General features: G+C 71.5%; 15 protein-coding genes and 1 pseudogene. 11 read left to right on the top strand and 5 right to left on the bottom strand.

All coding sequences use genetic code 11. The features are described from left to right. Window positions 1-60 precede the first annotated feature (60 nt). The gene (locus KBX50_RS19110; RefSeq protein ID WP_210938522.1) at window positions 61-1413 is read left to right on the top strand and encodes a DedA family protein; all 1353 of its coding nucleotides are present in this window, start codon (window positions 61-63) and stop codon (window positions 1411-1413) included. 97 nt (window positions 1414-1510) lie between these two features. After that, window positions 1511-2414 (top strand): annotated as a pseudogene (locus tag KBX50_RS19105) (transglycosylase SLT domain-containing protein). Here KBX50_RS19105 and KBX50_RS19100 read toward each other — a convergent pair. After that, complete coding sequence (locus tag KBX50_RS19100; RefSeq protein ID WP_210938521.1) at window positions 2360-4489, bottom strand: efflux RND transporter permease subunit; 2130 nt, start codon at window positions 4487-4489, stop codon at window positions 2360-2362. The pseudogene KBX50_RS19105 and the gene KBX50_RS19100 overlap by 55 nt on opposite strands. A 169-nt stretch (window positions 4490-4658) precedes the next feature. Between KBX50_RS19100 and KBX50_RS19095 the strand changes: the two genes are divergently transcribed. From KBX50_RS19095 to KBX50_RS19085, 3 genes are all read left to right on the top strand, one after another. Then, entirely contained in the window at window positions 4659-5174 is a 516-nt protein-coding gene (locus KBX50_RS19095; protein WP_210938540.1) for a MarR family winged helix-turn-helix transcriptional regulator, read from the top strand. A 3-nt stretch (window positions 5175-5177) separates the two neighbouring features. Beyond that, window positions 5178-6854 carry a CocE/NonD family hydrolase gene (locus KBX50_RS19090; RefSeq protein WP_210938520.1) on the top strand — a complete coding sequence of 559 codons (1677 nt, stop codon included), beginning with the start codon at window positions 5178-5180 and terminating at the stop codon, window positions 6852-6854. A 162-nt stretch (window positions 6855-7016) separates the two neighbouring features. Next, a complete protein-coding gene (locus KBX50_RS19085) occupies window positions 7017-7913 on the top strand; it encodes a hypothetical protein (protein WP_210938519.1) in 897 nt (298 codons plus the stop codon). A 77-nt stretch (window positions 7914-7990) separates the two neighbouring features. Here KBX50_RS19085 and KBX50_RS19080 read toward each other — a convergent pair whose 3' ends face one another. Further along, a complete protein-coding gene (locus tag KBX50_RS19080) occupies window positions 7991-8194 on the bottom strand; it encodes a cold-shock protein (protein ID WP_093401468.1) in 204 nt (67 codons plus the stop codon). Between the two features lie 237 nt (window positions 8195-8431). On the opposite strand from KBX50_RS19080, the gene KBX50_RS19075 reads away from it, so the two are divergent. Then, a complete protein-coding gene (locus KBX50_RS19075) occupies window positions 8432-9040 on the top strand; it encodes a DedA family protein (protein ID WP_210938518.1) in 609 nt (202 codons plus the stop codon). A gap of 128 nt (window positions 9041-9168) precedes the next feature. Beyond that, complete coding sequence (locus tag KBX50_RS19070; RefSeq protein ID WP_210938516.1) at window positions 9169-9492, top strand: nuclear transport factor 2 family protein; 324 nt, start codon at window positions 9169-9171, stop codon at window positions 9490-9492. A 12-nt stretch (window positions 9493-9504) separates the two neighbouring features. On the opposite strand, the gene KBX50_RS19065 is transcribed toward KBX50_RS19070, so the two are convergent. Next, entirely contained in the window at window positions 9505-10158 is a 654-nt protein-coding gene (locus tag KBX50_RS19065; protein ID WP_210938514.1) for an MBL fold metallo-hydrolase, read from the bottom strand. Window positions 10159-10164: 6 nt separating this feature from the next. Beyond that, window positions 10165-10881: a maleylpyruvate isomerase family mycothiol-dependent enzyme gene (locus tag KBX50_RS19060; RefSeq protein ID WP_210938513.1), complete on the bottom strand. Its 717-nt coding sequence runs from the start codon at window positions 10879-10881 to the stop codon at window positions 10165-10167. 258 nt (window positions 10882-11139) lie between these two features. Here KBX50_RS19060 and rsgA point away from each other — a divergent pair, with 258 nt between their 5' ends. From rsgA to KBX50_RS19045, 3 genes are all read left to right on the top strand, one after another. Beyond that, a complete protein-coding gene (gene rsgA, locus KBX50_RS19055; RefSeq protein WP_210938510.1) occupies window positions 11140-12183 on the top strand; it encodes a ribosome small subunit-dependent GTPase A in 1044 nt (347 codons plus the stop codon). A 282-nt stretch (window positions 12184-12465) separates the two neighbouring features. Beyond that, the gene (gene uvrA / locus KBX50_RS19050; protein WP_210938508.1) at window positions 12466-15408 is read left to right on the top strand and encodes an excinuclease ABC subunit UvrA; all 2943 of its coding nucleotides are present in this window, start codon (window positions 12466-12468) and stop codon (window positions 15406-15408) included. A 182-nt stretch (window positions 15409-15590) separates the two neighbouring features. Then, complete coding sequence (locus KBX50_RS19045; protein WP_210938539.1) at window positions 15591-16070, top strand: Rieske (2Fe-2S) protein; 480 nt, start codon at window positions 15591-15593, stop codon at window positions 16068-16070. Between the two features lie 57 nt (window positions 16071-16127). Here the strand turns inward: KBX50_RS19045 and KBX50_RS19040 are convergent, their stop codons facing one another. Next, window positions 16128-19379, bottom strand: a complete 3252-nt coding sequence (locus KBX50_RS19040) for a penicillin acylase family protein (RefSeq protein WP_210938506.1) — start codon at window positions 19377-19379, stop codon at window positions 16128-16130. Between the two features lie 191 nt (window positions 19380-19570). On the opposite strand from KBX50_RS19040, the gene uvrC reads away from it, so the two are divergent. Continuing rightward, window positions 19571-21679 carry an excinuclease ABC subunit UvrC gene (gene uvrC, locus KBX50_RS19035; RefSeq protein WP_210938503.1) on the top strand — a complete coding sequence of 703 codons (2109 nt, stop codon included), beginning with the start codon at window positions 19571-19573 and terminating at the stop codon, window positions 21677-21679. The last annotated feature ends 52 nt before the right edge of the window (window positions 21680-21731 follow it).

Here is a 21731-nt window from a genome sequence, read left to right as displayed (position 1 = left end):
GGTGACGGAGGGCACTGTCACACTTGCAGGGCAGTTCTGCCGAGGTGATCCGGGGGCGCCGTGCACGATCTGCTCAGTTCGGTGCAGAGCCTGCCGCCGTGGCTGATCTACGTGGTGGCGGCGCTGATCGTGGCCGCCGAGACGGCACTGATCATCGGGCTGGTCGCGCCCGGTGAGGCGACCCTGCTGCTGGTGGGCTTTCTCACGTACACCGGCACGTTGCGGTTCGGACCGGCGTTGCTGGTGATGATCGCCGCCGCCGCGCTGGGGGACGCGTTGGCGTTCCGCGCCGGCCGGCGTTACGGGCCTCGGCTGCGGGCCAGCAGGTGGGGTGCCCGGGTGGGGCCGGAGCGGTGGGCCCGCGCCGACGCGATGCTCGACCGGATGGGTGGGCGAGGTGTGCTGACCGCCCGTTGGGTGGCGTTCGCCCGCACCCTGGTGCCCCGGCTGGCCGGTGCGGCCGGTATGCCGTACCGCCGGTTCGCGCCGTGGAACTTCGCCGGGGTGAGCACCTGGGTGGGTGCCTCGGTGCTCGTCGGGCATCTGGCCGGGGAGTCGTACGAGACGGTCTCCCGGCTGCTGGGTCGGGCCACCGGAGCGGTGCTGGTGCTGGTGGCGGCGCTGGTCGCGGTGGTGCTGGCCGGTCGCTGGCTGGGCCGAAACCCCGATCCGGCCCGGGCGTTGCTGACCCGGGCGGCCCGGTTGCCGCCGCTGCGGTGGTTGTCGGCCCGCTACGGGCTGCTGTTCTTCCTGCTGAGCCTGCGTCTTGGGCCGGCCTGGGCGTTGCTGGCGAACCTGGCCGTCGGGGTGGTGCTGCTGTTCGTGGTGGCGTTGGTGATCGCCTGGGTCCTGCGGGTGGTGGTCCGGCACAGTGGGTTGGCTCTTGTCGACGGGGCGATCGCGAGCTGGTTCGCGGCGCGGCGTACGCCCGATGCGGTGGAGGCGACCCAGGCGGCGGTGTCGCTGCTGCGTGGCTCGTCGCTGATCGTGATGGTGGCGGTGGTCGCCCTGATCCAGGCCTGGCGGCAGCGGCCCTGGCGGGCGGACCTGCTCAGTGTGGTCGGCACGGTCGGTGCCTTCGTGCCGCTGGTGGTGCTGGCGGCCGTGGCGGATTTGGCCGCCGGTGGGCGGGTGGTGCTGTTCTCCACGCAGAGCGTGGTGGTGACGGCGAGCCTGTGCACGCTGGCGTGGCTGTTGTCGCGGGGCGCTCGATGGCCGGTGGCGGTGGCCGCGTGGACCGTGGCGGCGGCCGGTGTGGTCACCATCGGCGGCGCCCGGCTGTATCTGGGGTTGAGCACGGCCAGCGGCACGGTCGGCGCGGTGCTGCTCGGTGCCGCCTGGACGGCGGTGTTCATGGTCGCCTGGGCCACCCGGGACCGTGCGGTGACGGGCGGTAGGTCCGCCATCGGGTGAGGCCGGTGCCGGGATCCCGGCGGCGGTCACGGGGCCACGCGCGACGGGCGGTAGCTGTTAGTGTGCGGCGGGTTCGTCATGGCCGGAGGAGGTCGACATGGGACGCAACGTCGCACGGTGGGGTGTCGCGGTGGTCGCCGCGATGCTGCTGCTGACCGGCGGTGGGTGTGCCAAGGTGGACACTCCGGCGGCGGATGTGCCGGCCCCGGTGGCGCTCCCGGATGAGTTGCCGGACGCCTCGGGGGCTTCCACCGGCTCTACGGCACCGGAGGACGCGTCGGCGACACCGTCGGCGGTGGAGGCGATGGGCGCCGCGCCGAAGACCACGCCCAGCGCCAGCGCGTCACCGTCGGCGGCGAAGCGGAGCCCGAAGCCGAAGCGAGCCACGGCCACCGCCCCCCCGGGCGGTGCCGAAGCCGCCGACGGAGACGGAGGTGCCGCCGGATCCGCCGAAGCCGCCCGCAAGCGACTGCAAGCCCAGCTACAAGGGTGATCAGGCCAGCCGTGCGCAGGTCAAGGCGGCGTTGACCGACGCGGCCGGGCGCACGTACTGGCCGACGTCGGCGCCGAGCATCCGCGTCCCGCTGAATCTGATCAAGGCGACGGCGTGGCAGGAGAGCGGCTGGCAGTCCAACATCGTGGCCTGCGACGAGGGCATCGGCCTGATGCAGGTGATGCCGGACACCGCGTCCTGGATGAACCAGCGTTTCGGGCAGAGCTACGACGTCTGGGACTACCGGGACAACGCCTACCTCGGCGGCACCTACCTGGCCTGGCTGACCAAGGACATCGGCGACAGGTACTTCGACGCCGACTACCGGCTCGACGCCGATCTGTGCACCTCAGAGTTGGATTCGTGCCTGTTGAACGCGGTCATCGCCGCGTACAACTACGGGCACGGGAGGGTGGCCCCCGACGGGAAGCCACTGGACATTGCCAACCCGAACTACGTGCGCAACGTCCGGGCGTTGATGACGGAGTGCGTCTGCCTCGGGTTCTGATCGGCGGTGACCCGGCCGGGCCACCAGAAGCGTTCCCCGAGCAGGAACGCCAGGGCCGGGACGACGACTGTGCGGACCAGCAGGGTGTCCAGCAGCACACCGAGGCAGACGATGATTCCGATCTGGGTCAGGGTGATCAGCGGTAGCACGCCGAGGACGGCGAAGACGGCGGCGAGCAGGATGCCGGCGCTGGTGATCACGCCGCCGGTCACTCGCAGCGCGGAGAGCATGCCCTCGCGGGTGCCGGCGGTGCGGGCGTCCTCGCGGGCACGGGTGACCAGGAAGATGTTGTAGTCCACGCCGAGCGCCACCAGGAAGACGAACGCCAACAGCGGCACGGTGGTGTCCAGCGCGGGGAAACCGAGCACGTGGTCGAAGAGCAGCCAGGCACCGCCGAGGCTGGCGAAGTACGACGCGACGACGGTGACCACGAGCAGCACCGGGGCGAGCAGGCCGCGTAGCAGCAGGACCAGCACGGCACCGACCAGCAGCAGGATCAGCGGCAGGATGACGCGTAGGTCCTCGGCGTCGGCCGCCGACGCGTCGTACGTGCCAGCCACGCTGCCGCCGACGATGGCGCCGGCCGGGGTGTCGCCGCCTGTTGGGGCGGGCGGCGCGGAGTCGGGTACGGCGGCGACCGCGTCCCGCAGGGCCTCCAGCGTCCGGTCGGAGGCGGTGGTGCCCGGCTCGGCCTCGAGGACCACATCGACCTGGGCGACGGTGGGGCCGGCGGTGCCGGGACGGGCGGAGGCGACCCCGGGCACCTCGGCGGCGGCCGCGGTGACCGCCGGGACGGCGTCGGGTCGGGTCATCACCGCGACCGGCTGGGTCGTGCCGGCGGGGAAGGCGCGGGCAAGGGTCTCTGCCCCGGCCACCGCTTCGGGCTTTACCCGGAACTGCTCGGTCTCCGACAGCCCGGTCCGCAGGCCGAGGCCGCCCAGGGCGAGCGCGACCAGCAGCAGCGTGGCCAGGGCCGCGACGGGCACCGGTCGGCGGATCACCGCGGTGCCGAGCCGGCCCCAGACCCGGCCTTCCCGACCTTCGCTGCCGACGTGCGGTACGAACGGCCAGAACAGGCGCCGCCCGAGCAGCACCAGCGCGGCCGGCAGCACGAGCAGAGCCGATGCCATGGCCAGGAGGATGCCGGTGGCGCAGGCGACGGCGAGGGCACGGTTGAGTTCCCGCTCGCTGAGCAGCAGGGTGAGCACCCCGAGCATGACGGTGCCGCCGCTGGCGAGGATCGGTTCGGCGGTGCGGCGCAGCGCGGCGCGCATGGCGGCGAAGCGGTCCGCCTCGCGGCGCAGTTCCTCCCGGTAGCGGGCGATCAACAGCAGGGCGTAGTTGGTGGCGGCGCCGAAGACGAGGACGCTGGCGATGCCGGAGACGGCGCCGCCGGCGAAGTTGATGCCGACGGCGGGGATCACCGTGTCGAGGGCCCGCAGGGCGACCTGTTCGGTGGCGGCCACGACGGCCAGGGGCACCATCCACAGCAGCGGGCTGCGGTAGGTGACGAGCAGCAGCAGCGCGACCACGGCGGCGGTGACGGCGAGCAGGGTGGTGTCGGCGCCCTCGAAGACCTTGGTGAGGTCGGCGGTGAAGGCCGGCGGGCCGGTCACCTCGACGGTCAGTTCGGCCGGCAGCGCCCTCAGCGCTTCGCGGACGTCGGCGACGGTGGCGGCCACCGCTTCCTGACCACCCTCGGTGCTCAACGGCACGGCAACCAGGGCGACGGTGCCGTCAGGGGAGAGTTGCGGCGGCGCGACCTGACCGCCGACGGTGAACCCGCCGAGGGCGCCGGTGCCGGTGGTGACGGCGGTGCGGTCGGCGTCGGTCAACGGCGCGCGGTCGTCCCGGGTGACCACGACGATGGCCGGCTGGACGTCGCTGGCCGGCAGTTCGTCCTGCAACCGCTCGACCTGGGTGGATTGCCAGCGGTCGGACAGGCCGGTGGCGGAGACGGGTGCCGGGTTGTCGGGGGTCGGCAACCAGAAGACGGCCGCGCCCACGGCGAGCGCCGCGAGGATGGTGAACCAGGCGTTCAGCCGACCGCCTGCCACGCGGGTGAACACGGACATCAAGACCCCCAGGCAAAAGTATCTAGACAGACGAGATTTTCGCCTATCAAGAGAGATGCTGCAACAGCTCGGACGTGGAGAATCTCGGCAAACGAGACGAGGGTCTCTCTCGGCTATGCTGCGAACCCGGGACGTCGGGAGGAAGCGGCGGGACGTGGCAGCTCACGGTATGTACCGCAGGCGCGACACGCGCCGGGACGTGTTGATCGCCGAGATCACGGCCGAGCTGCGGCGCTACGGCGTGGACGCGCAGCACGTCGGGCACGCCTTCGCCGGCCAGCACGGCCTCAACGCCACCGACCTGCAGGCGCTGATCGCCGTGATGGACGCCGAGCTGCTCGGCGACCCGATCACGCCGGGCCGGCTCGGCGAGCATCTCGGGCTCTCCTCCGGCTCGGTCACCGCCCTGATCGACCGGCTGGAACGCGCCGGGCATCTGCGCCGGGACCGGGACACCACGGACCGACGCAAGGTGCTGCTGCGCTACGCCGAACGCGGCGCCGAACTGGCGATGGGCTTCTTCCGGCCGCTGGGCGAGCGCACCGACCGGGTGATGGCCGGCTTCCGTGACGACGAACTGGAAGTGGTGTACCGGTTCATGACGGCGATGGGAGCCTCACTGCGGGAGCACCGGGACGAGGTCCGTGCCGCCCGGACCGAGCCGCACCGACGCCGGTCGGAGTGAGTCGTGCTTGATCGTCTGGCGGCCGGACTCGCCGCTGCCGCCCTGCGACTGCCACCGGCGCGGACCCGACGGGTCACCGTCACCCGGGACATCGCGCTGCGGGTACGCGACGGAGTGATTCTGCGCACCGACCACTACGCTCCCGACCTGCCCGCCGCGCCCACCGTGCTGATCCGCACCCCGTACGGTCGGGCCGGACCGATGCGGCTGCTCTGCCGACTCGCCGCCGAGCAGGGATTCCACGTGGTCATCCAGTCCTGCCGGGGCACGGGCGGCTCCGGCGGCGAGTTCGAGCCGTTCGTGCACGAGCGCGACGACGGCCTGGACACGCTCGACTGGCTGCGTCGGCAGTCGTGGTGGATCGGCGCGTTCGGCATGTTCGGCGCCAGCTACCAGGGATTCGTGCAGTGGGCGCTCGCGGCGGACGCGGGCCCGCAGCTGCGCGCGATGGTCGCGGTCGCCACCGCCTCCACCACCCGTGACTCCACGTACGCGGGCGAGTCGTTCGCCCTGGACACGGTGCTGACCTGGGCCGAGCTGCTCCAGGCGCAGACCGTGCCGTGGCTGGCCCGCCAGTGGGAACTCAAGCGCGGCCAGCCGAAGCTGACCGCCGCCCTGTCCCACCTTCCGTTGATCGAGGCGGACCGGGTCGCCACCGGGGTGACCGTGCCGTTCTTCCAGGAATGGCTGCGGCACCACACCCCACAGGCCGACTACTGGCGCAGTCGGGTTTTCGACGACCGACTGCACCTGGTCAGCTCCCCGGTGGCGATGGTCAGCGGCTGGCACGACATCTTCCTGCCGGCCCAACTGCGCGACTACACGGCGCTGCGGGCCACCGGTGCCCGTCCACGCCTGGTGGTCGGGCCGTGGACGCACGGCAGCCCCGGGCTGTTCGTCGCCGCTCTGCGCGAGGGTCTGCGCTGGCTCGGCACCCACCTGTCCGACGATCGGGCCGGCGAGGTCGCCGATCCGCCCGACGCTCCGGTGCGGGTGCACGTCGGTGGTGCCGGCGGGGGCTGGCGTGACCTGCCCGACTGGCCGCCACCCGCCGACGTCGTGCGGTGGCACCTGCACCCGGGGGCGGCCCTGAGCCCGTCGGACCCGGTGCCGTCACCGCCGGACGGATTCTGGTACGACCCGGCCGACCCGACACCGTCGCTGGGTGGTCCACTGCTGGTGGCTCAGCGGGCCGGACCGTTCGACAACCGCCCGGTCGAGGCCCGGCCCGACGTGTTGACCTGGACCAGCGAGCCGTTGGCCGCCGGACTCGAGGTGATCGGGCCGGTGCGCGCCGAGATCCACCTGCGCAGCGAGCTGACCCACCTGGACGTTTTCGTGCGACTGTGCGACGTGGATGGTCGGGGACGGTCGTGGAACATCTGCGACGGTCTGGTCCGGCTCGACCCGCAGCGGTTCCCCGCTGACGACACCGGCGCCGTCGTGGTGCCGGTCGAGATGTGGCCCACCGCCCACCGCTTCGCCGCGGGGCACCGACTGCGGCTGCAGGTCTCCGGCGGGGCCCATCCCCGCTACGCGCGTAACCCCGGCACCGGCGAACCGCTCGGCGCGGCTGTCACACTCCGTGGTGGATTCCGGGAGATCCTGCACGACCCAGATCATCCGTCCGCAGTGGTCCTACCGGTCGTCCACTCTGCCTCTCAGCCTTCTCCAAGCTGAATCAAAGCGCCTCTGAGCTGGGCATTCTCTTACAACCCGAGCTATCGTGGTGATACGCCCGGCGCCGTGCACCTGATTGGCCGGGCCGCCGGTGAGCCTCTCCACCGCGTACGCGGTGTCACCGTCGCGCCTGGTCCCCAACGATTATGCGAAGGGGGATCCATGACGCGGGCCCCGGCAAATCTGCTCGCCGTTCGTAGTCTGCTGCTTGAGCATCTCAACCGTGACCCCGACCGCAGTCGCGACGCCGACCTCGAACCCAACGAGGTCGGCATCGTCGGCGACGCCAACCACCGAGGGGGCTACCACTGCGGGTCGGACCGGGTCGTCACCAACGACTACTCGGTGGTCGAGTCGCCCCGCGACCGCAACGGCCTGACCCTCGACGCCGCCGCCCTGGACGTCGGGACGTTCCAGCTCAGTTCCAACGGCCGTACCCACAACCTGTTCACGTTCTCGGCCTGGTGCGTGGCGCAGTGCGTCGCCAACGCCCCGGACACCCGCGACATCCGCGAGATCATCTACTCGCCCGACGGCAAGGTGGTCCGGCGCTGGGACCGGCTCGGTCGCCGCAGCACCGGCGACCGGTCCCACCTGTGGCACACCCATTTCAGTTTCTTCCGGGACTCGATCAAGGCGAACCGCGACCAGCGGCCGCTGTTCCGCCGCTACCTGACCGCCATCGGACTGCTGAACTCCGAGGAGGGGGAGAACGACATGACACCCGAGGAACACAACTGGCTCAAGACGGTCCACCGCAACCTCACCGTCCTGGACGGACGCAACCCGGTCGGGCAGACCTACACCCGGATGGCGATGGGCGAGGATCACAAAGATCCCGACTTCCGGGTCTCCCACCCGACACTGCGCACCATCGGCGCGCAACTCACCGCACTACAGAACACGGTGGACTCGCTGATGAACCGGGACTTCACCGACGAGCAGGCGATCGTCACCGGAGTGCTGGCCGGTCTCACCCCGCAGGAGATCGCGGCGGCGATCCCGCCCACGGTCGCGCAACAGGTCGTCAGCGAGTTGAGCCGCCGACTGGCGGCCTGAGGCGACGCTCCGACGGGTGGCGGCCAGTACCGGCCGCCACCCGCCGCCGTGCGATCAGCCCCGCCGGACCGTACGAGTCAGAGCGGACGGACGTTGTCCGCCTGCGGGCCCTTCTGCCCCTGGGTCACGTCGAACTCGACCTTCTGGCCTTCGGTCAGTTCGCGGTAACCGCCGGACTGGATGGCCGAGTAGTGGACGAAGACGTCAGGCCCTCCGCCGTCCTGCTCGATGAAGCCGAAGCCCTTTTCGGAGTTGAACCACTTCACGGTGCCGGTTGCCATGCGTACTCTCTCCCTGTTCCATGCGGGCGACCGCTGGCTTGCGCGCCGGTGATCGCCCAATACCTTCCCGACAGTAACCGGTGAATAGCGGATTTGCCGGGCGAAGCGCCTCAGGCGTTGCGGCGGATGGGCTCCGACGCGACCGGCGCGATCAGGGATCACCCTCAGGGGCGCCACCCGGAGGATGGGGAGGAAACCCGATGTCCACGGTGGCGAGCAGGTCTTAGCGTACGAGGCATGGCGGACCAGTTGGCCCAGGTCGGTGAGCTTCCCGTAGTGGTGCTGATGGCGGTGCTCGGGGTGGTCATGCTCTTCGACGCGGTGCCGCTGTTCGGCGTCCTCGTGCCCGGTGACGTGGCGGTGCTCGCCGCCGTGGCGGTCGGCAGCCCCGCCACCGGGTTGGCGACCTTCGTCGCCGTCGTCACCGGCTGTCTCACCGGTTGGTCGCTGAGCTTCCTCGTCGGCCGGCGGTGGGGCGACCGGCTGCGGCGCAGCCGCTTCGGCGGTTGGGTCGGCGAGCCGCGGTGGGTGGCAGCGGAGACCATCCTGCGCCGCGACGGCGGTCGGCTGGTGCTGATCGCGCCCTTCCTGCCGGTGTTCAACGCCCTGCTGCCCCTGGCCGCGGGCGGGCTGCACATGTCGTACCGACGGTTTCTCGGGTTCGCGGCGCTCGGCGCGGCCGGATGGGCCGGTCTCTACCTGGTGGTGGGTACGGCGTCGCGGATGCTGGCCGGGCTCCTGCCCGCCGGAGCGAGTCCGCTACTGGTCACCATGCTGGGCGGACTGCTGCTGGCGGCCCTGGTGCTGCTCGGCACCCGCCGGCGGTTGCGCGCGGTCACCCGCTGAACCGGCCGGTCCCGGAGCTCGACGACAACCTCGGGTCTGATCGAACCGGGGGTGGCTGTCGCACCCGTCGGGCAGGATCAGCAGCGTCCAGCCGCACCTGAGTGACGCCCTTCGGGGAGGACCCTGCCATGAATGCCGCACCGCCACTGATCCGTCGTTACTTCGCGCTCGCCGGCGAAGCCGACAGCGACGCCTACTTCGCGCTCTTCGCCCCCGACGCTGTTGTCGAGGACGAGGGCAGGACCCACGAGGGCATCGCCGCGATCCGGGCCTGGCGGCGGGAGGTGCCGCTGGTGTCGTACGAGATCACCGACGTGACGCAGACGCCGGAAGGGACCGTGGTCACCGCCACCATCACCGGTGACTTTCCCGGCAGCCCCTTCGCCGGCCTGCGGTACCGCTTTGAGGACTACGACGACAACCAGATCCGACGGCTGCGCATCGCTCCCTGACCAGCGCGGCTGTCACCAGCCGCGGGCGCGCCACTCGGCCAGTTGGGGGCGTTCCGCGCCGAGCGTCGAGTCCCGACCGTGCCCGGGGTAGAACCAGGTCTCGTCGGGCAGCCGGTCGAACAGCTTGTGCTCGACGTCGTCGATGAGGGCGGCGAACCGCTGCGGATCCCGGTCGGTGTTACCCACTCCACCAGGGAAGAGACTGTCCCCGGTGAAGAGGTGCGGCACGCCACCGGGGTCGCGGTAGAGCAGCGCCACCGAACCCGGGGTGTGCCCCCGCAGGTGGATGACCTCCAGGGCGCAGTCGCCGACCGGCACGACGTCGCCCTCGGTGAGGGTCTGCGCCTCGATCGGCAGCCCGTCGGCGTCGTCGGCGTGCACCAGCGCACGGGCGCCGGTCTTGGCCACCACCTCTTCCAGGCCCACCCAGTGGTCCATGTGCTGATGGGTGGTCACCACGGCGGTGAGCCCCGCGTCGCCGATCAGCTCCAGCAGGCGGGGCGCCTCGTTCGCGGCGTCGATCAGCACCTGTTCACCGGTGCCGCCGCAGCGCAGCAGGTACGCGTTGTTGTCCATCGGGCCGACCGACACCTTGGTGATGGTCAGCCGGTCGAGTTCGCGTACCCCCGGCGGGCCGCCGGGGGTGACTTCTCCGCTGTAGGCCATGGCTCCCTAGATCCATTCGGGCGGGTGGGGCAGCTGCCCGTCGGGGGTGACGGTCAGCGTGGCGCCGGGGTCGCGGCCGGTCAACCACGCGGCGAGTTCGGCCGCCGAACCGGCGACGACCGGCGCCGCTGCCCGGTCGCCGAGCACCAGTTCGTGACTGCTGCCGTCGAAGCGGAGCACCATCGCTGGTACGTCGCCCCGGTCGGCGAAGCCGCTGGTCACCTCGTGCAACAGCCGGTGACCGAAGTCCGGTGACCAGTCCGTGGGCCGGTAGCCGGCCGCCAGGTCGACGTGGTGGATCTCCAGCTCCCGCAGCCGACCCCAGACGAGCAGGGCCGCCGGCTGCGAGCCGTGCCGGGCCTCGACGGTGGCACCCCATGCCGGCACCGGCATCGCGGCCACGGCCTCGGTGAACCGGTCCGCGCTGCGCCGCAGGTCGTCCAGCTGCTCCTCCGGCGTACGCGCGGCCCCCGCCTCGATGTCGGCGGTCCGGGCGGCGGCGCTGGCGTACATCGGGATCGGTTCGCCGGTTCGGGCCGAGGTGAGCAGGTTGACGAAGCCGTCGGCATTGCGGCAGACATGGGCGATCACGTGCCCTCGGGTCCAGCCGGGCAGCAGAGACGGCGCGGCGAGATCGGCGGCGTCGAAGCTGGCCGCCGTGCGCAACAGGCGAGCCGTGGCCTCGTCCACGTCGCCGGTCAGCAGCAACGGATCCATCGTCACGCTGCTGACCCTAGCGGCCCGCGCCCACCCGCGTCGCCGGGGAATTCACTTCCGGCGTGGCGTGGCCCGACCTACCGTCTGTGCCAGCGACCCCCTCGACCGGGTCACCCGACGCGGACGCCTCGTCTGCTGCCTCGCGGCCCGGTCACCACCGAGGGAGGTCGACCAGGTTCGTGCGCGGCGCCGGAGCGGAGGAGGTGGTGGTCATGCCGGTCACCGCACCCGTGTATCACCCGCACCGACACTGAACGAGGAGCCATGACCATCTCGCTGACCGCCCTGGGCTGGGACACCGACCGGGCGGCCCATCTGCGGCGTATCCGCACCGATCAGCGCCCCGGCCGGGTGGCCCGGGTCGACCGCGGCGTCTGCACCGTGCTCACCGAGAACGGGCCGGTGCGCGCCTCCACCGGCGGGGCCGTGCTGGCGGCGGCCGTACGCGACGCGACCCGGCTGCCCGGGGTCGGCGACTGGGTGCTGCTGTGCGCCTGGCCCGATGGGCGGGTGACGGTGGAGGTGGTGCTGCCGCGGCGTACCGCGTTGATCCGGCGCACCGCCGGTAAGGACGCCAGCGGTCAACTGCTGGCCGCCAACCTGGACGTGGCCGCCGTGGTGGAGCCGGTGCACCCGGCACCGGACGCCGCCCGAATCGAGCGGCTGCTCTCCCTGGTCCACGAGTCCGGCGCCCGACCGTTGGTGGTGCTGACCAAGACCGACCTGGCGGCCGATCCGGCGGCGGTGGCGCGTCAACTGGCGGCCCTGGCCCCGGGCGTGCCGGTGCTGCCGGTCAGCGCCGAGCACGGCACCGGACTGGCGGCGCTGCGCGCCGAGGTCGGCCCCGGCCGCACCCTCGGGCTGCTTGGACCCTCCGGCGCTGGCAAGTCCAGCCTGGTCAACGCGCTCGTCTCGGCGGTGGTGATGCCGACGCAGGCGATCCGTCGGGTCGACGGCAAGGGTCGGCACACCACCGCCTGGCGGGCACTGGTCCCGCTGCCGGGCGGCGGCGCCGTGGTGGACACGCCCGGGGTCCGGGCCGTCGGCCTGCTCGACGGTGCCACCGGGCTCGACCGCGCCTTCGCCGACATCGCCGACCTGGCCGCCGGCTGCCGCTACGGCGACTGCGGGCACGAGGCCGAACCCGGCTGCGCGGTGCGGGCGGCGCTGGAGGCCGGCGCGCTGACCGCCCGCCGCTACGAGAGCTGGCGCCGGCTGCAACGGGAGGTCGTCCACGAGACCCGTCGCCGCTCCACCCGCCCCACCCGTGTGTCCCGCGCCACCCGCCGCACCCCCCACCCCCACTAACAGCCCCACCCCACCCCACCCGTGTATCCCGCGATCATGCAGTTGTGGTCGTCGGTACGGGCGATTTGACTGCTTTGTTGCGGGCCACAACTGCATGATCGGCGCGCAGTTGGGCCGGGGGAGCGGGTGAGGTGGGGAGGGGTGGGATGTGTGGGTGGGGGAAGTTGTCGGGGGTCGGGTCTACAGTTGCCGGGGCGCACTCTCCGCGCTGACACAACCGCTGGGGTCACCTCAAAAGCGGACAGATCTTCCTCTTCATTCTCACCCGGGAGTACACGGACCGTGGCCGACCGTTTGATCATTCGTGGCGCGCGCGAGCACAACCTGCGTGACGTCAGCCTCGACCTGCCCCGGGACGCCCTGATCGTGTTCACCGGGCTGTCCGGGTCGGGTAAGTCGAGCCTGGCCTTCGACACGATCTTCGCCGAGGGGCAGCGACGCTACGTCGAGTCGCTGTCGTCGTACGCCCGGCAGTTCCTCGGCCAGATGGACAAGCCGGACGTCGACTTCATCGAGGGCCTGAGCCCGGCCGTCTCCATCGACCAGAAGTCCACCTCCCGCAACCCCCGCTCCACCGTCGGCACGATCACCGAGGTCTACGACTACCTGCGGTTGCTCTTCGCCCGCGTCGGCGAACCGCACTGCCCGGTCTGCGGCGAGCGGATCTCCAAGCAGAGCCCCCAGCAGATCGTCGACCGGGTCCTCGCGATGGCCGAGGGCACCCGGTTCATGGTGCTCGCCCCGGTGGTGCGGGGGCGCAAGGGCGAGTACGTCGACCTGTTCGCCGAACTCCAGGCAAAGGGGTACGCGCGGGCCCGGGTCGACGGTGTGGTGCACCAGCTCACCGACCCGCCGAAGCTGAAGAAGCAGGAGAAGCACACCATCGAGGTGGTGATCGACCGGCTCAGCGTGAAGCCCAGCGCCAAGCAGCGGCTGACCGACTCGGTCGAGGCGGCCCTGGGCCTCTCCGGTGGTCTGGTCCTGCTCGACTTCGTCGATCTGGCCGAGGACGACCCCGACCGGGAGCGGCGCTATTCCGAGCACCTGGCCTGCCCCAACGACCACCCCCTCGCGATCGAGGACCTGGAACCCCGGGTCTTCTCCTTCAACGCGCCCTACGGCGCCTGCCCGGAGTGCACCGGACTCGGCACCAAGAAGGAGGTCGACCCGGAGCTGGTCGTCCCCGACCCGGAGCGCAGCCTGCGCGAGGGTGCGATCCAGCCCTGGGCGACCGGGCACAACCTGGAGTACTTCCTGCGGCTGCTGGAGGCGCTCGGCGAGGCCGAGCACTTCGACGTCGACACCCCGTGGCGGGCGTTGCCGTCGCGGGCGCAGAAGACGATCCTGCACGGCTCCGACGACCAGGTGCACGTGCGCTACCGCAACAAGTACGGCCGGGAGCGCTCGTACTACACCGGCTTCGAGGGGGTGGTGCAGTGGATCGAGCGCCGGCACTCCGACACCGAGAGCGAGTGGTCGCGGGAGAAGTACGAGGGCTACATGCGCGACGTGCCGTGCGCCGCCTGCGGCGGTGCGCGGCTCAAGCCCGAGGTGCTCGCGGTCACCCTGGCTGGGCGCAGCATCGCCGAGGTGTGCAACCTGTCGGTCGGTGAGTGCGCCGACCTGCTGGCCGGCATCGAGCTGACCGACCGGCAGAAGTTGATCGCCGAGCGGGTGCTCAAGGAGATCAACGCCCGGCTGCGGTTCCTGCTCGACGTCGGGCTGGACTACCTCTCCCTGGACCGCCCGGCCGGCACCCTCTCCGGCGGTGAGGCGCAGCGCATCCGGTTGGCCACCCAGATCGGATCCGGGCTGGTCGGGGTGCTCTACGTGCTCGACGAGCCGTCGATCGGCCTGCACCAGCGGGACAACCACCGGCTGATCGAGACGCTGGTGCGGCTGCGCGGCCTGGGCAACACGCTGATCGTGGTCGAGCACGATGAGGACACCATCCGCACCGCCGACTGGATCGTCGACATCGGTCCCGGCGCGGGGGAGCACGGCGGTCGGATCGTGCACAGCGGCTCGGTGCCGGCGCTGCTGGAGAATCCCGAGTCGCTGACCGGGGCGTACCTCTCCGGTCGGCGGGAGATCCCGACACCCAAGGGACGCCGCCCGCAGACCCCCGGGCGGGAGCTGGTGGTGCACGGGGCCCGCGAGCACAACCTGCGCAACCTGACCGTGAGCTTCCCGCTCGGTCAGCTGATCGCCGTCACGGGCGTCAGCGGCTCGGGCAAGTCGACGCTGGTCAACGACATCCTCTACGCGGTGCTGGCCAACCAGATCAACGGTGCCCGGCTGGTGCCCGGCCGGCACACCCGGGTCTCCGGCCTGGAACACGTCGACAAGGTCGTCGGCGTCGACCAGTCGCCGATCGGCCGTACCCCGCGCTCCAACCCGGCCACCTACACCGGCGTCTGGGACCACGTGCGCAAGCTGTTCGCCGAGACCACCGAGGCCAAGGTCCGGGGGTACGGCCCCGGACGGTTCTCCTTCAACGTCAAGGGCGGCCGCTGCGAGGCGTGCTCCGGCGATGGCACGATCAAGATCGAGATGAACTTCCTGCCCGACGTGTACGTGCCGTGCGAGGTCTGCAAGGGCGCCCGGTACAACCGGGAGACCCTTGAGGTGCACTACAAGGGCAAGACCGTCTCCGACGTGCTGGAGATGCCGATCGAGGAGGCGGCCGAGTTCTTCTCCGCCATCCCGGCCATCCACCGGCACCTCAAGACGCTCGTCGACGTGGGTCTGGGCTACGTACGGCTGGGGCAGCCCGCGCCGACCCTCTCCGGCGGTGAGGCGCAGCGGGTCAAGCTCGCCTCGGAGTTGCAGAAGCGCTCGACCGGGCGGACGGTCTACGTGCTCGACGAGCCGACCACCGGTCTGCACTTCGAGGACATCCGCAAGCTGCTGCTGGTGCTGGAGGGCCTGGTCGACAAGGGCAACACGGTGATCACGATCGAGCACAACCTGGACGTGATCAAGAGTGCCGACTGGTTGATCGACATGGGCCCGGAGGGCGGCCACCGGGGCGGCACCGTGCTCGCCACCGGCAGCCCGGAGGAGGTCGCCGAGGTCGTCGAGAGCCACACCGGGCAGTTCCTGCGTACCGTCCTCAAGCTCGACGGCACGGCGAAGGGCGCCGTGGCGGCCACCGCCCGGGCGGCGAAGGCCAACGGTGGCCGGGCCCGCGGCGGCCGCAAGGCCACCGCCGCCGCGCGCTGACGGGCCGATCCGGCCGGCGGCAAGCCGACCAGCGGGCGGCTGCCGGCGAACGGCGTGCCCGGGTGGCCGATCGGGTGAACCGCCGGGCAGAGTGGTGCGTGCAGGGAGAGTAGCGACACATCATGCACCGGGAATGACCGACGGAGGGGCGAGGCATGAGCGAGCCGCAGGGCAGCGCTGGCATGAGCGACGATCAGGTGCCGGCCGGGCCTGGAGTGCGTACCCGCCGGGCCGTGCTCACGGGCGCGGGGGCGGTCGGCGCGGCGGTGGTGTTGGCCGCCTGCGGCGGTGAGGACGACGACGGCGGCGCGGCACCGAGTCCTGGACCGCAGGTCACCAACACCGGCGACGCTGGCGGCGGGGATCGTGAGGGTGCCCAGTCACTGGCCCGGACGACCGACATCCCGGTCGGCGGCGGCGCGGTCTTCGCCGCCCAGGGTGTGGTGATCACTCAGCCCACCGCAGGTGACTTCAAGGGTTTCGATCCGGTCTGCACCCATCAGGGCTGCCCGGTGTCGAACGTCGACGGCGGCACCATCAACTGCACCTGCCACGGCAGCAAGTTCTCCATCGAGGACGGTTCCGTCACGGCCGGCCCGGCGACCGCGCCGCTGCCGGCCAAGAACATCAAGGTCGACGGCGACCAGATCGCGCTGGCCTGAGCCGGCCGAAGGGCGGTCGCGGCCGGGACGGTGCCGTCCCGGCCGCGACCGTCGGCGTCACTGGGCGTAGACCGACATCTCCCACAGCGAGAAGCCGTAGGAGGTGCCCCGGGTCAGCCCGTACATCCGCACGTACCGGGCCTGCTGCGGGGCGAAGGTGACCACGTCGGTTCCGCCGTTCCCGGCGGTGGTCGACCAGGCCGGCCGCCAGGTGGCGCCGTCGGCGGAGACCTCCACCCGGTACGACCGGGCGTAGGCCGCCTCCCAGGCCAGGACCACCCGACCGACCTGTCGTACGGATCCGAGGTCCACCCGCAGCCACTGGTTGTCCGACCAGGAACTGGCCCACCGGGTGCCCAGGTCGCCGTCGACGGCGCGGCCGGCACCGTTGAAGAGTTGACTGCTGGACGCGGCGACCGGGCGGCCGGCGGCCAGGTTGGTCAGGTCGTCGCCACGGCGGGCGGGGAACGAGACCACCTGCTGATAGGTGGGACGGTTCTGCCAGGAGATGGTGGCGTGTTTGATGCCGCCCAGCGGTGACTGGACGATGGCGTCGGCGCACCACTGGTCACCGGCGGCGCACGTCGAGTCACCCGGATAGGTCTGCGTGGCCGGCGTCGTCGCCGCCGTCCGCAGGGTGTCCAGCAGGATCTGCCGGCAGCCGGCGAGGTCGCCGTCGCCGCAGAAGGTACGCCCAGGCCCACCGGCCACCGGGTCACCCAGCACGGCCCGCAGATCCTTGTCGACCCAACCCCACCACCCGTACTGGAACGCCGAGCCCTTGTGGGTCTGGGCGCTGTTCGCCGACGACGGCAGGTTCGACACGTCGCCCTGCTGGTGGCCGGAGGGTGACTCGTTGACCTGGAGGGTGTTGACCAGGGACTGGTACAGCTGCGCGCCGAGCGGTTCCCGGAACATGCCCCGGACCAGCAGCGGCCACCAGGCGTCGAGGGTCCGGATCGCCTCGGCGTGCTGGTAGACCTTGCTGCCCTCGGCCGTCTCCACCCGCAGCGCGCCGGCCTGCCGCCACGCCTTCAGCCGCGCGATCTCGCTGGCCAGGGCGGTGTCGGTGACCGGTTGGCTCTCCAGTACCCGGATCAGCTCGCCGAGCACTTCGGCGCCGCGCAGATCGGTCAGCCCGGCCCGCTGCACCAGCTCGGTCAGCGAGGCCCGGTCGAAGGTGCGGCCCGCCGCGAGCGCCGCCTGCACCGGCTTGTCCAGCAGGTCACCACGGTGTACGGCACCGAAGCTGAAGTTGCCGTCGGCGGCACCGAAGTCCTTGGCCTGCTTGTTGTTCCAGCTGACGTAGTAGTCCTGGTTCACCGACTGCGGGTGGGCCGACGCCGGCGCGTACCGGGCGGTGCCGGTCTCCGGGTCGAAGTCCTGCCACTCGTACGCCCGTTCGGCCTTCATCGGCAGGCTCGGATTGCTGCCGGACGCCCGTAGCGGGTTCAGTCCGGAGTTGAAGTACGCCGACTCGGTGGAGTTGACGTAGAACCAGTTGAACGCGTACTCGACGTTGTTCGCCGAGGCGCGGAAGGCCGCCGCGGAGCCCATCTGGGTCGGGTCGTTGTACATCTGGAAGCCGATCGCGGAGTCGGCCTCCCGACCGTAGGTGGACCGCAGGTGGGTGAAGGCGTGCGGCACCCCGCCAACGGTGCCCCGCCACGCCACCAGGCCGAGCTTGGTACGCCAGGCGACCAGCTTGTACGACCCGGCCGCGGTGCCGTCGGCGACGGTCGGGCTCCACCGGTTGACGTGCGACAACTCCTCCATCGCCAGGCACTGCCCCCGGAACAGGTAGTGGTTGCTGCCCAGCGTCGGCGTGCCACCGCCGGGTACGCAGAGCGGCAGCGCGTAGGTGTCGGTGATGTCGTGCACGGAGGAGGTGGCGCTCCAGGCGTAGTCCTGGCCCCGGCCGAGCAGGACGTACAGGTTCAGCCCGGCGAAGGCGGCGCCTCGGGCGCTGATGCCCGGCCCCTGCAACTCCTGGACCATCAGCAGTTGGGGCGAGAAGTAGCCGGTCTGCGGCCCGAACACCGCCACCGGGTGCCCGCTGGTGGAGTGCTCGGCCGAGATCACCGCCGCGTTCGACATGCCCCGGTGCGCCGGGTCGATGGTCAGCCCGGACAGCGCGGCGGCCAACTCGGAGCCGCTGTTCGAGGTCGCGGCGGCGGTCGCGGAGCCGGTCGGGTCGGTGAAGACCGGTTCGACCCGGGCCGAGCCGGCGTCCGGCAGCACCACGCTGGGCGCGTCGGGGGAGGCGTCGCCGTACGGGAAGCTCTGCCCGTCGTGCAGGGTCAGCACGGTCTCCGGGTCGTTCTGGCCCCGGAAGCCGTTCCACACCCGGTCGCCCTCGACCGGGCCGAACTTGGCCCGGGCGGCGATGCGGACCAGCGCGGACTGCATCTCGGTGCCGCCCCCGCCGCCGAACAGGCCACCGACCACGCCGGCGATGGCGACCAGGTCGGTCATCACGAACGGCTCGGGCCCACCGGCGTTGGTGATCGCGTCCAGGTGCCCGGTGAGCACGTACTCGCCGGGGCAGTTGCGGTTGGCCATGCAGGTACGGATGTAGGCGTTGATCCCGGCGATGTACTCCTGCACGTCGGTGTAGAGCTGCTCACCGCGTCCGCCGCCCTTCTGCCGCAGTGCCGTCACCTGCGCCTCCAGGTCGGCCTCGGTGTACGGGGAGGTCCGCCAGACGCTCTGCTCCAGCGCCCGGTTGCCCGGGGCGCCGCCCGCGAACGGGGTCAGCGTTCCCCGCCCGACGTGCCGCAGCAGATCCATGGTGAACAGCCGGTCCTCGGCCCCGGCGTAGCCGGCGCCGAACATGGTGCCGGCGCGGGTGGTGCCGGTGATGTGCGGGACGCCGGTGGCCCGGTCCCGCAGGATGCGGACGTCCGAGCGGGGTGAGTAGTCGCGTTCGACCTGGCTGGGCGCGACGCCGAAGGAGGCGTCGTTGAAGAAGGTGTCGATCTGGTCCTCGCGCAGCCCGGCGTAGCCGTAGACGAGGTCGGCGTACCTGTCGAGCTGGTCGGCGGAGTGCCGGGGCAGGGTGCCGAGAGCCTGGTTGCCCAGGATCTCGACGAGGGTGGCGTTGCCGTTCTGACCCGGTGGCAGGATCTCCGAGCATTCCCCGAGGCAGTAGTCGTTGGCGGCGAAGGCGTTGGCGACGTTCGTCGCGAGGGTGCTCTCGGTCGGGGTGCTGGCTGCGGTGGGGGTGGTCGGGGCGGCGACGAGGAGGGCGGCGACGGCGGCGGCCGTGGTGCCGGCGAGCAGCCGGCGGGCGGTGGTGTGACCGGTCATGGCGATCCTCTGTGGACGGGGGCCATCGGACGGGATCATTACATGAAGAACATTCGGTTACTGGATGGTAGGCCGCCACGCTCGATATTGGAAGGAGTCGATAGGTGCCTCGCGTGCTGCCACCCCGCCGCGAGAAGAACGGGCATCAGGGGATGATCCGGGCTGTCGGGGGCGGCGACTAATCTCGGAGTGTGGCTGATCCGTCGACCTACCGTCCCGCGCCGGGCACGATTCCCGAGGCACCAGGGGTCTACCGCTTCTACGACGGCACCGGCCGGGTGATCTACGTAGGCAAGGCGAAGAACCTGCGCAGTCGACTCAACTCCTACTTCGCCGACCTGTGGGGGCTGCACCAGCGCACCCAGCAGATGGTCACCACCGCCGAGGCGGTCGACTGGGTCACCGTGGCCACCGAGGTCGAGGCGCTCCAGCTCGAATACCTCTGGATCAAGCAGCACGACCCGAGGTTCAACGTCCGGTACCGCGACGACAAGTCGTACCCCTACCTGGCGGTGACCCTCGACGAGGAGTACCCACGGCTCCAGGTGATGCGCGGCGCCAAGCGCAAGGGGGTGCGCTACTTCGGGCCGTACTCACACGCCTGGGCGATCCGCGAGACACTCGATCTGCTGCTGCGCGTCTTCCCGGCCCGGACCTGCTCCGCCGGGGTGTTCAAGCGGGCCGGCCAGGTCGGCCGCCCCTGCCTGTTGGGCTACATCGGCAAGTGCTCGGCCCCCTGTGTCGGCACCGTCTCCGCCGAGCGGCACCGCGAGATCGTCGACGACTTCTGCGACTTCATGGCCGGGCGTACCGACACCATGGTCCGCAAACTGGAACGCGAGATGGCCGAGGCCAGCGAGCAGTTGGAGTTCGAGCGGGCGGCCCGGCTGCGCGACGACGTCGCCGCGCTGCGCCGGGCGATGGAGAAGCAGACAGTGGTGCTCGGCGACGGCACCGACGCCGACGTGGTGGCCTTCGCTGACGACCCGCTCGAAGCCGCGGTCCAGGTCTTCCACGTGCGGGGCGGCCGGGTACGCGGCCAGCGCGGCTGGGTGGTGGAGAAGACCGAGGAGCTGACCATGGGCGACCTCGTGCACCACTTCTGCACCCAGGTCTACGGCGGCGAGCACGGCGAGGCCGATGTGCCGCGTGAGCTGCTGGTGCCCGAGCTGCCCGCCGACGCCGACGCGTTGGCCGACTGGCTCTCCACCCACCGGGGCGGCCGGGTGACGCTGCGGGTGCCGCAGCGCGGCGACAAGCGGGCCCTGATGGAGACGGTGGAACGCAACGCGAAGGACGCCCTGGCCCGGCACAAACTCAAGCGGGCCGGTGATCTCACCACCCGCAGCAGGGCCCTCGACGAGATCACCGAGGCGCTCGGTCTGCGGACGGCGCCGCTGCGCATCGAGTGTTTCGACATCTCGCAGATCCAGGGCACCGACGTGGTGGCGAGCATGGTCGTCTTCGAGGACGGGCTGCCCCGCAAGAGCGAGTACCGCCGGTTCATCATCCGGGGGTCCACCGACGACCTCTCGGCGATGTCCGAGGTGCTGCGCCGCCGCTTCGCCCGCTACCTCGACGCCCGCGCCGAGACGGGCGAGGCAGGAGTCGAATCCGCCGCCGACCTCGCCCTCCCGGCCACCGCCATGGACCGCACCGCCGGGGACACCGCTGCCGCTGACGCCGCTGCCCGTGAGTCGGCCACGGTCGCCGCCGACGACCCCGGCGGCGCGCCGGTCGCCGCCGACGGTGGTGACGCAGGCGTCGCCGACGGCAGCGACGAGCCGCGGATCGGAACGTTGGTCGACCCGACGACCGGCCGGCCACGCCGGTTCGCGTACCCGCCGCAGCTGGTGGTCGTCGACGGCGGAGCGCCGCAGGTCGCCGCCGCCGCGCAGGCCCTCGCCGAGCTGGGCATCGACGATGTGGCGCTCTGCGGGCTGGCCAAGCGGCTGGAGGAGGTCTGGCTGCCCGACGACGACTTCCCGGTCATCCTGCCGCGCGCCTCCGAGGGGCTCTACCTGCTGCAACGGGTACGCGACGAGGCGCACCGCTTCGCCATCACCTTCCACCGGCAGCGCCGCTCCAAGCGGATGACCACCTCGGCGTTGGACAACGTCCCCGGCCTGGGCGAGGTCCGCCGCAAGGCGCTGCTGCGTCACTTCGGCTCGCTGAAACGCCTCTCGGCCGCCACCGTCGAGGAGATCACCGAGGTCCCCGGCGTCGGCCGCCGTACCGCCGAGGCCATCCTCACCGCCCTCGGCACGCCTACCTCCACCACCGAACCTCCCGCAAGCTGACAACTTCGGGGACGTTGCAGTTTCCACGGCGCCTGAGACAGCAACAACCCTG

This window comes from Micromonospora sp. C51, from assembly GCF_018070435.1.
Classification (GTDB): domain Bacteria; phylum Actinomycetota; class Actinomycetes; order Mycobacteriales; family Micromonosporaceae; genus Micromonospora; species Micromonospora sediminimaris.
This window is presented reverse-complemented; position numbering and strand designations above follow the sequence as displayed.

Bases quoted from the DNA above. Each gene is read 5' to 3' on its own strand.
- KBX50_RS19070 (WP_210938516.1), top strand. From the start codon at position 9,169: ATGAATGCCGCACCGCCACTGATCCGTCGTTACTTCGCGCTCGCCGGC.
- KBX50_RS19075 (WP_210938518.1), top strand. From the start codon at position 8,432: ATGGCGGACCAGTTGGCCCAGGTCGGTGAGCTTCCCGTAGTGGTGCTG.
- KBX50_RS19065 (WP_210938514.1), bottom strand. From the start codon at position 10,158: ATGGCCTACAGCGGAGAAGTCACCCCCGGCGGCCCGCCGGGGGTACGC.
- rsgA (WP_210938510.1), top strand. From the start codon at position 11,140: ATGACCATCTCGCTGACCGCCCTGGGCTGGGACACCGACCGGGCGGCC.
- KBX50_RS19085 (WP_210938519.1), top strand. From the start codon at position 7,017: ATGACGCGGGCCCCGGCAAATCTGCTCGCCGTTCGTAGTCTGCTGCTT.
- KBX50_RS19045 (WP_210938539.1), top strand. From the start codon at position 15,591: ATGAGCGACGATCAGGTGCCGGCCGGGCCTGGAGTGCGTACCCGCCGG.
- KBX50_RS19100 (WP_210938521.1), bottom strand. From the start codon at position 4,489: ATGTCCGTGTTCACCCGCGTGGCAGGCGGTCGGCTGAACGCCTGGTTC.
- KBX50_RS19080 (WP_093401468.1), bottom strand. From the start codon at position 8,194: ATGGCAACCGGCACCGTGAAGTGGTTCAACTCCGAAAAGGGCTTCGGC.
- KBX50_RS19040 (WP_210938506.1), bottom strand. From the start codon at position 19,379: ATGACCGGTCACACCACCGCCCGCCGGCTGCTCGCCGGCACCACGGCC.
- KBX50_RS19095 (WP_210938540.1), top strand. From the start codon at position 4,659: ATGTACCGCAGGCGCGACACGCGCCGGGACGTGTTGATCGCCGAGATC.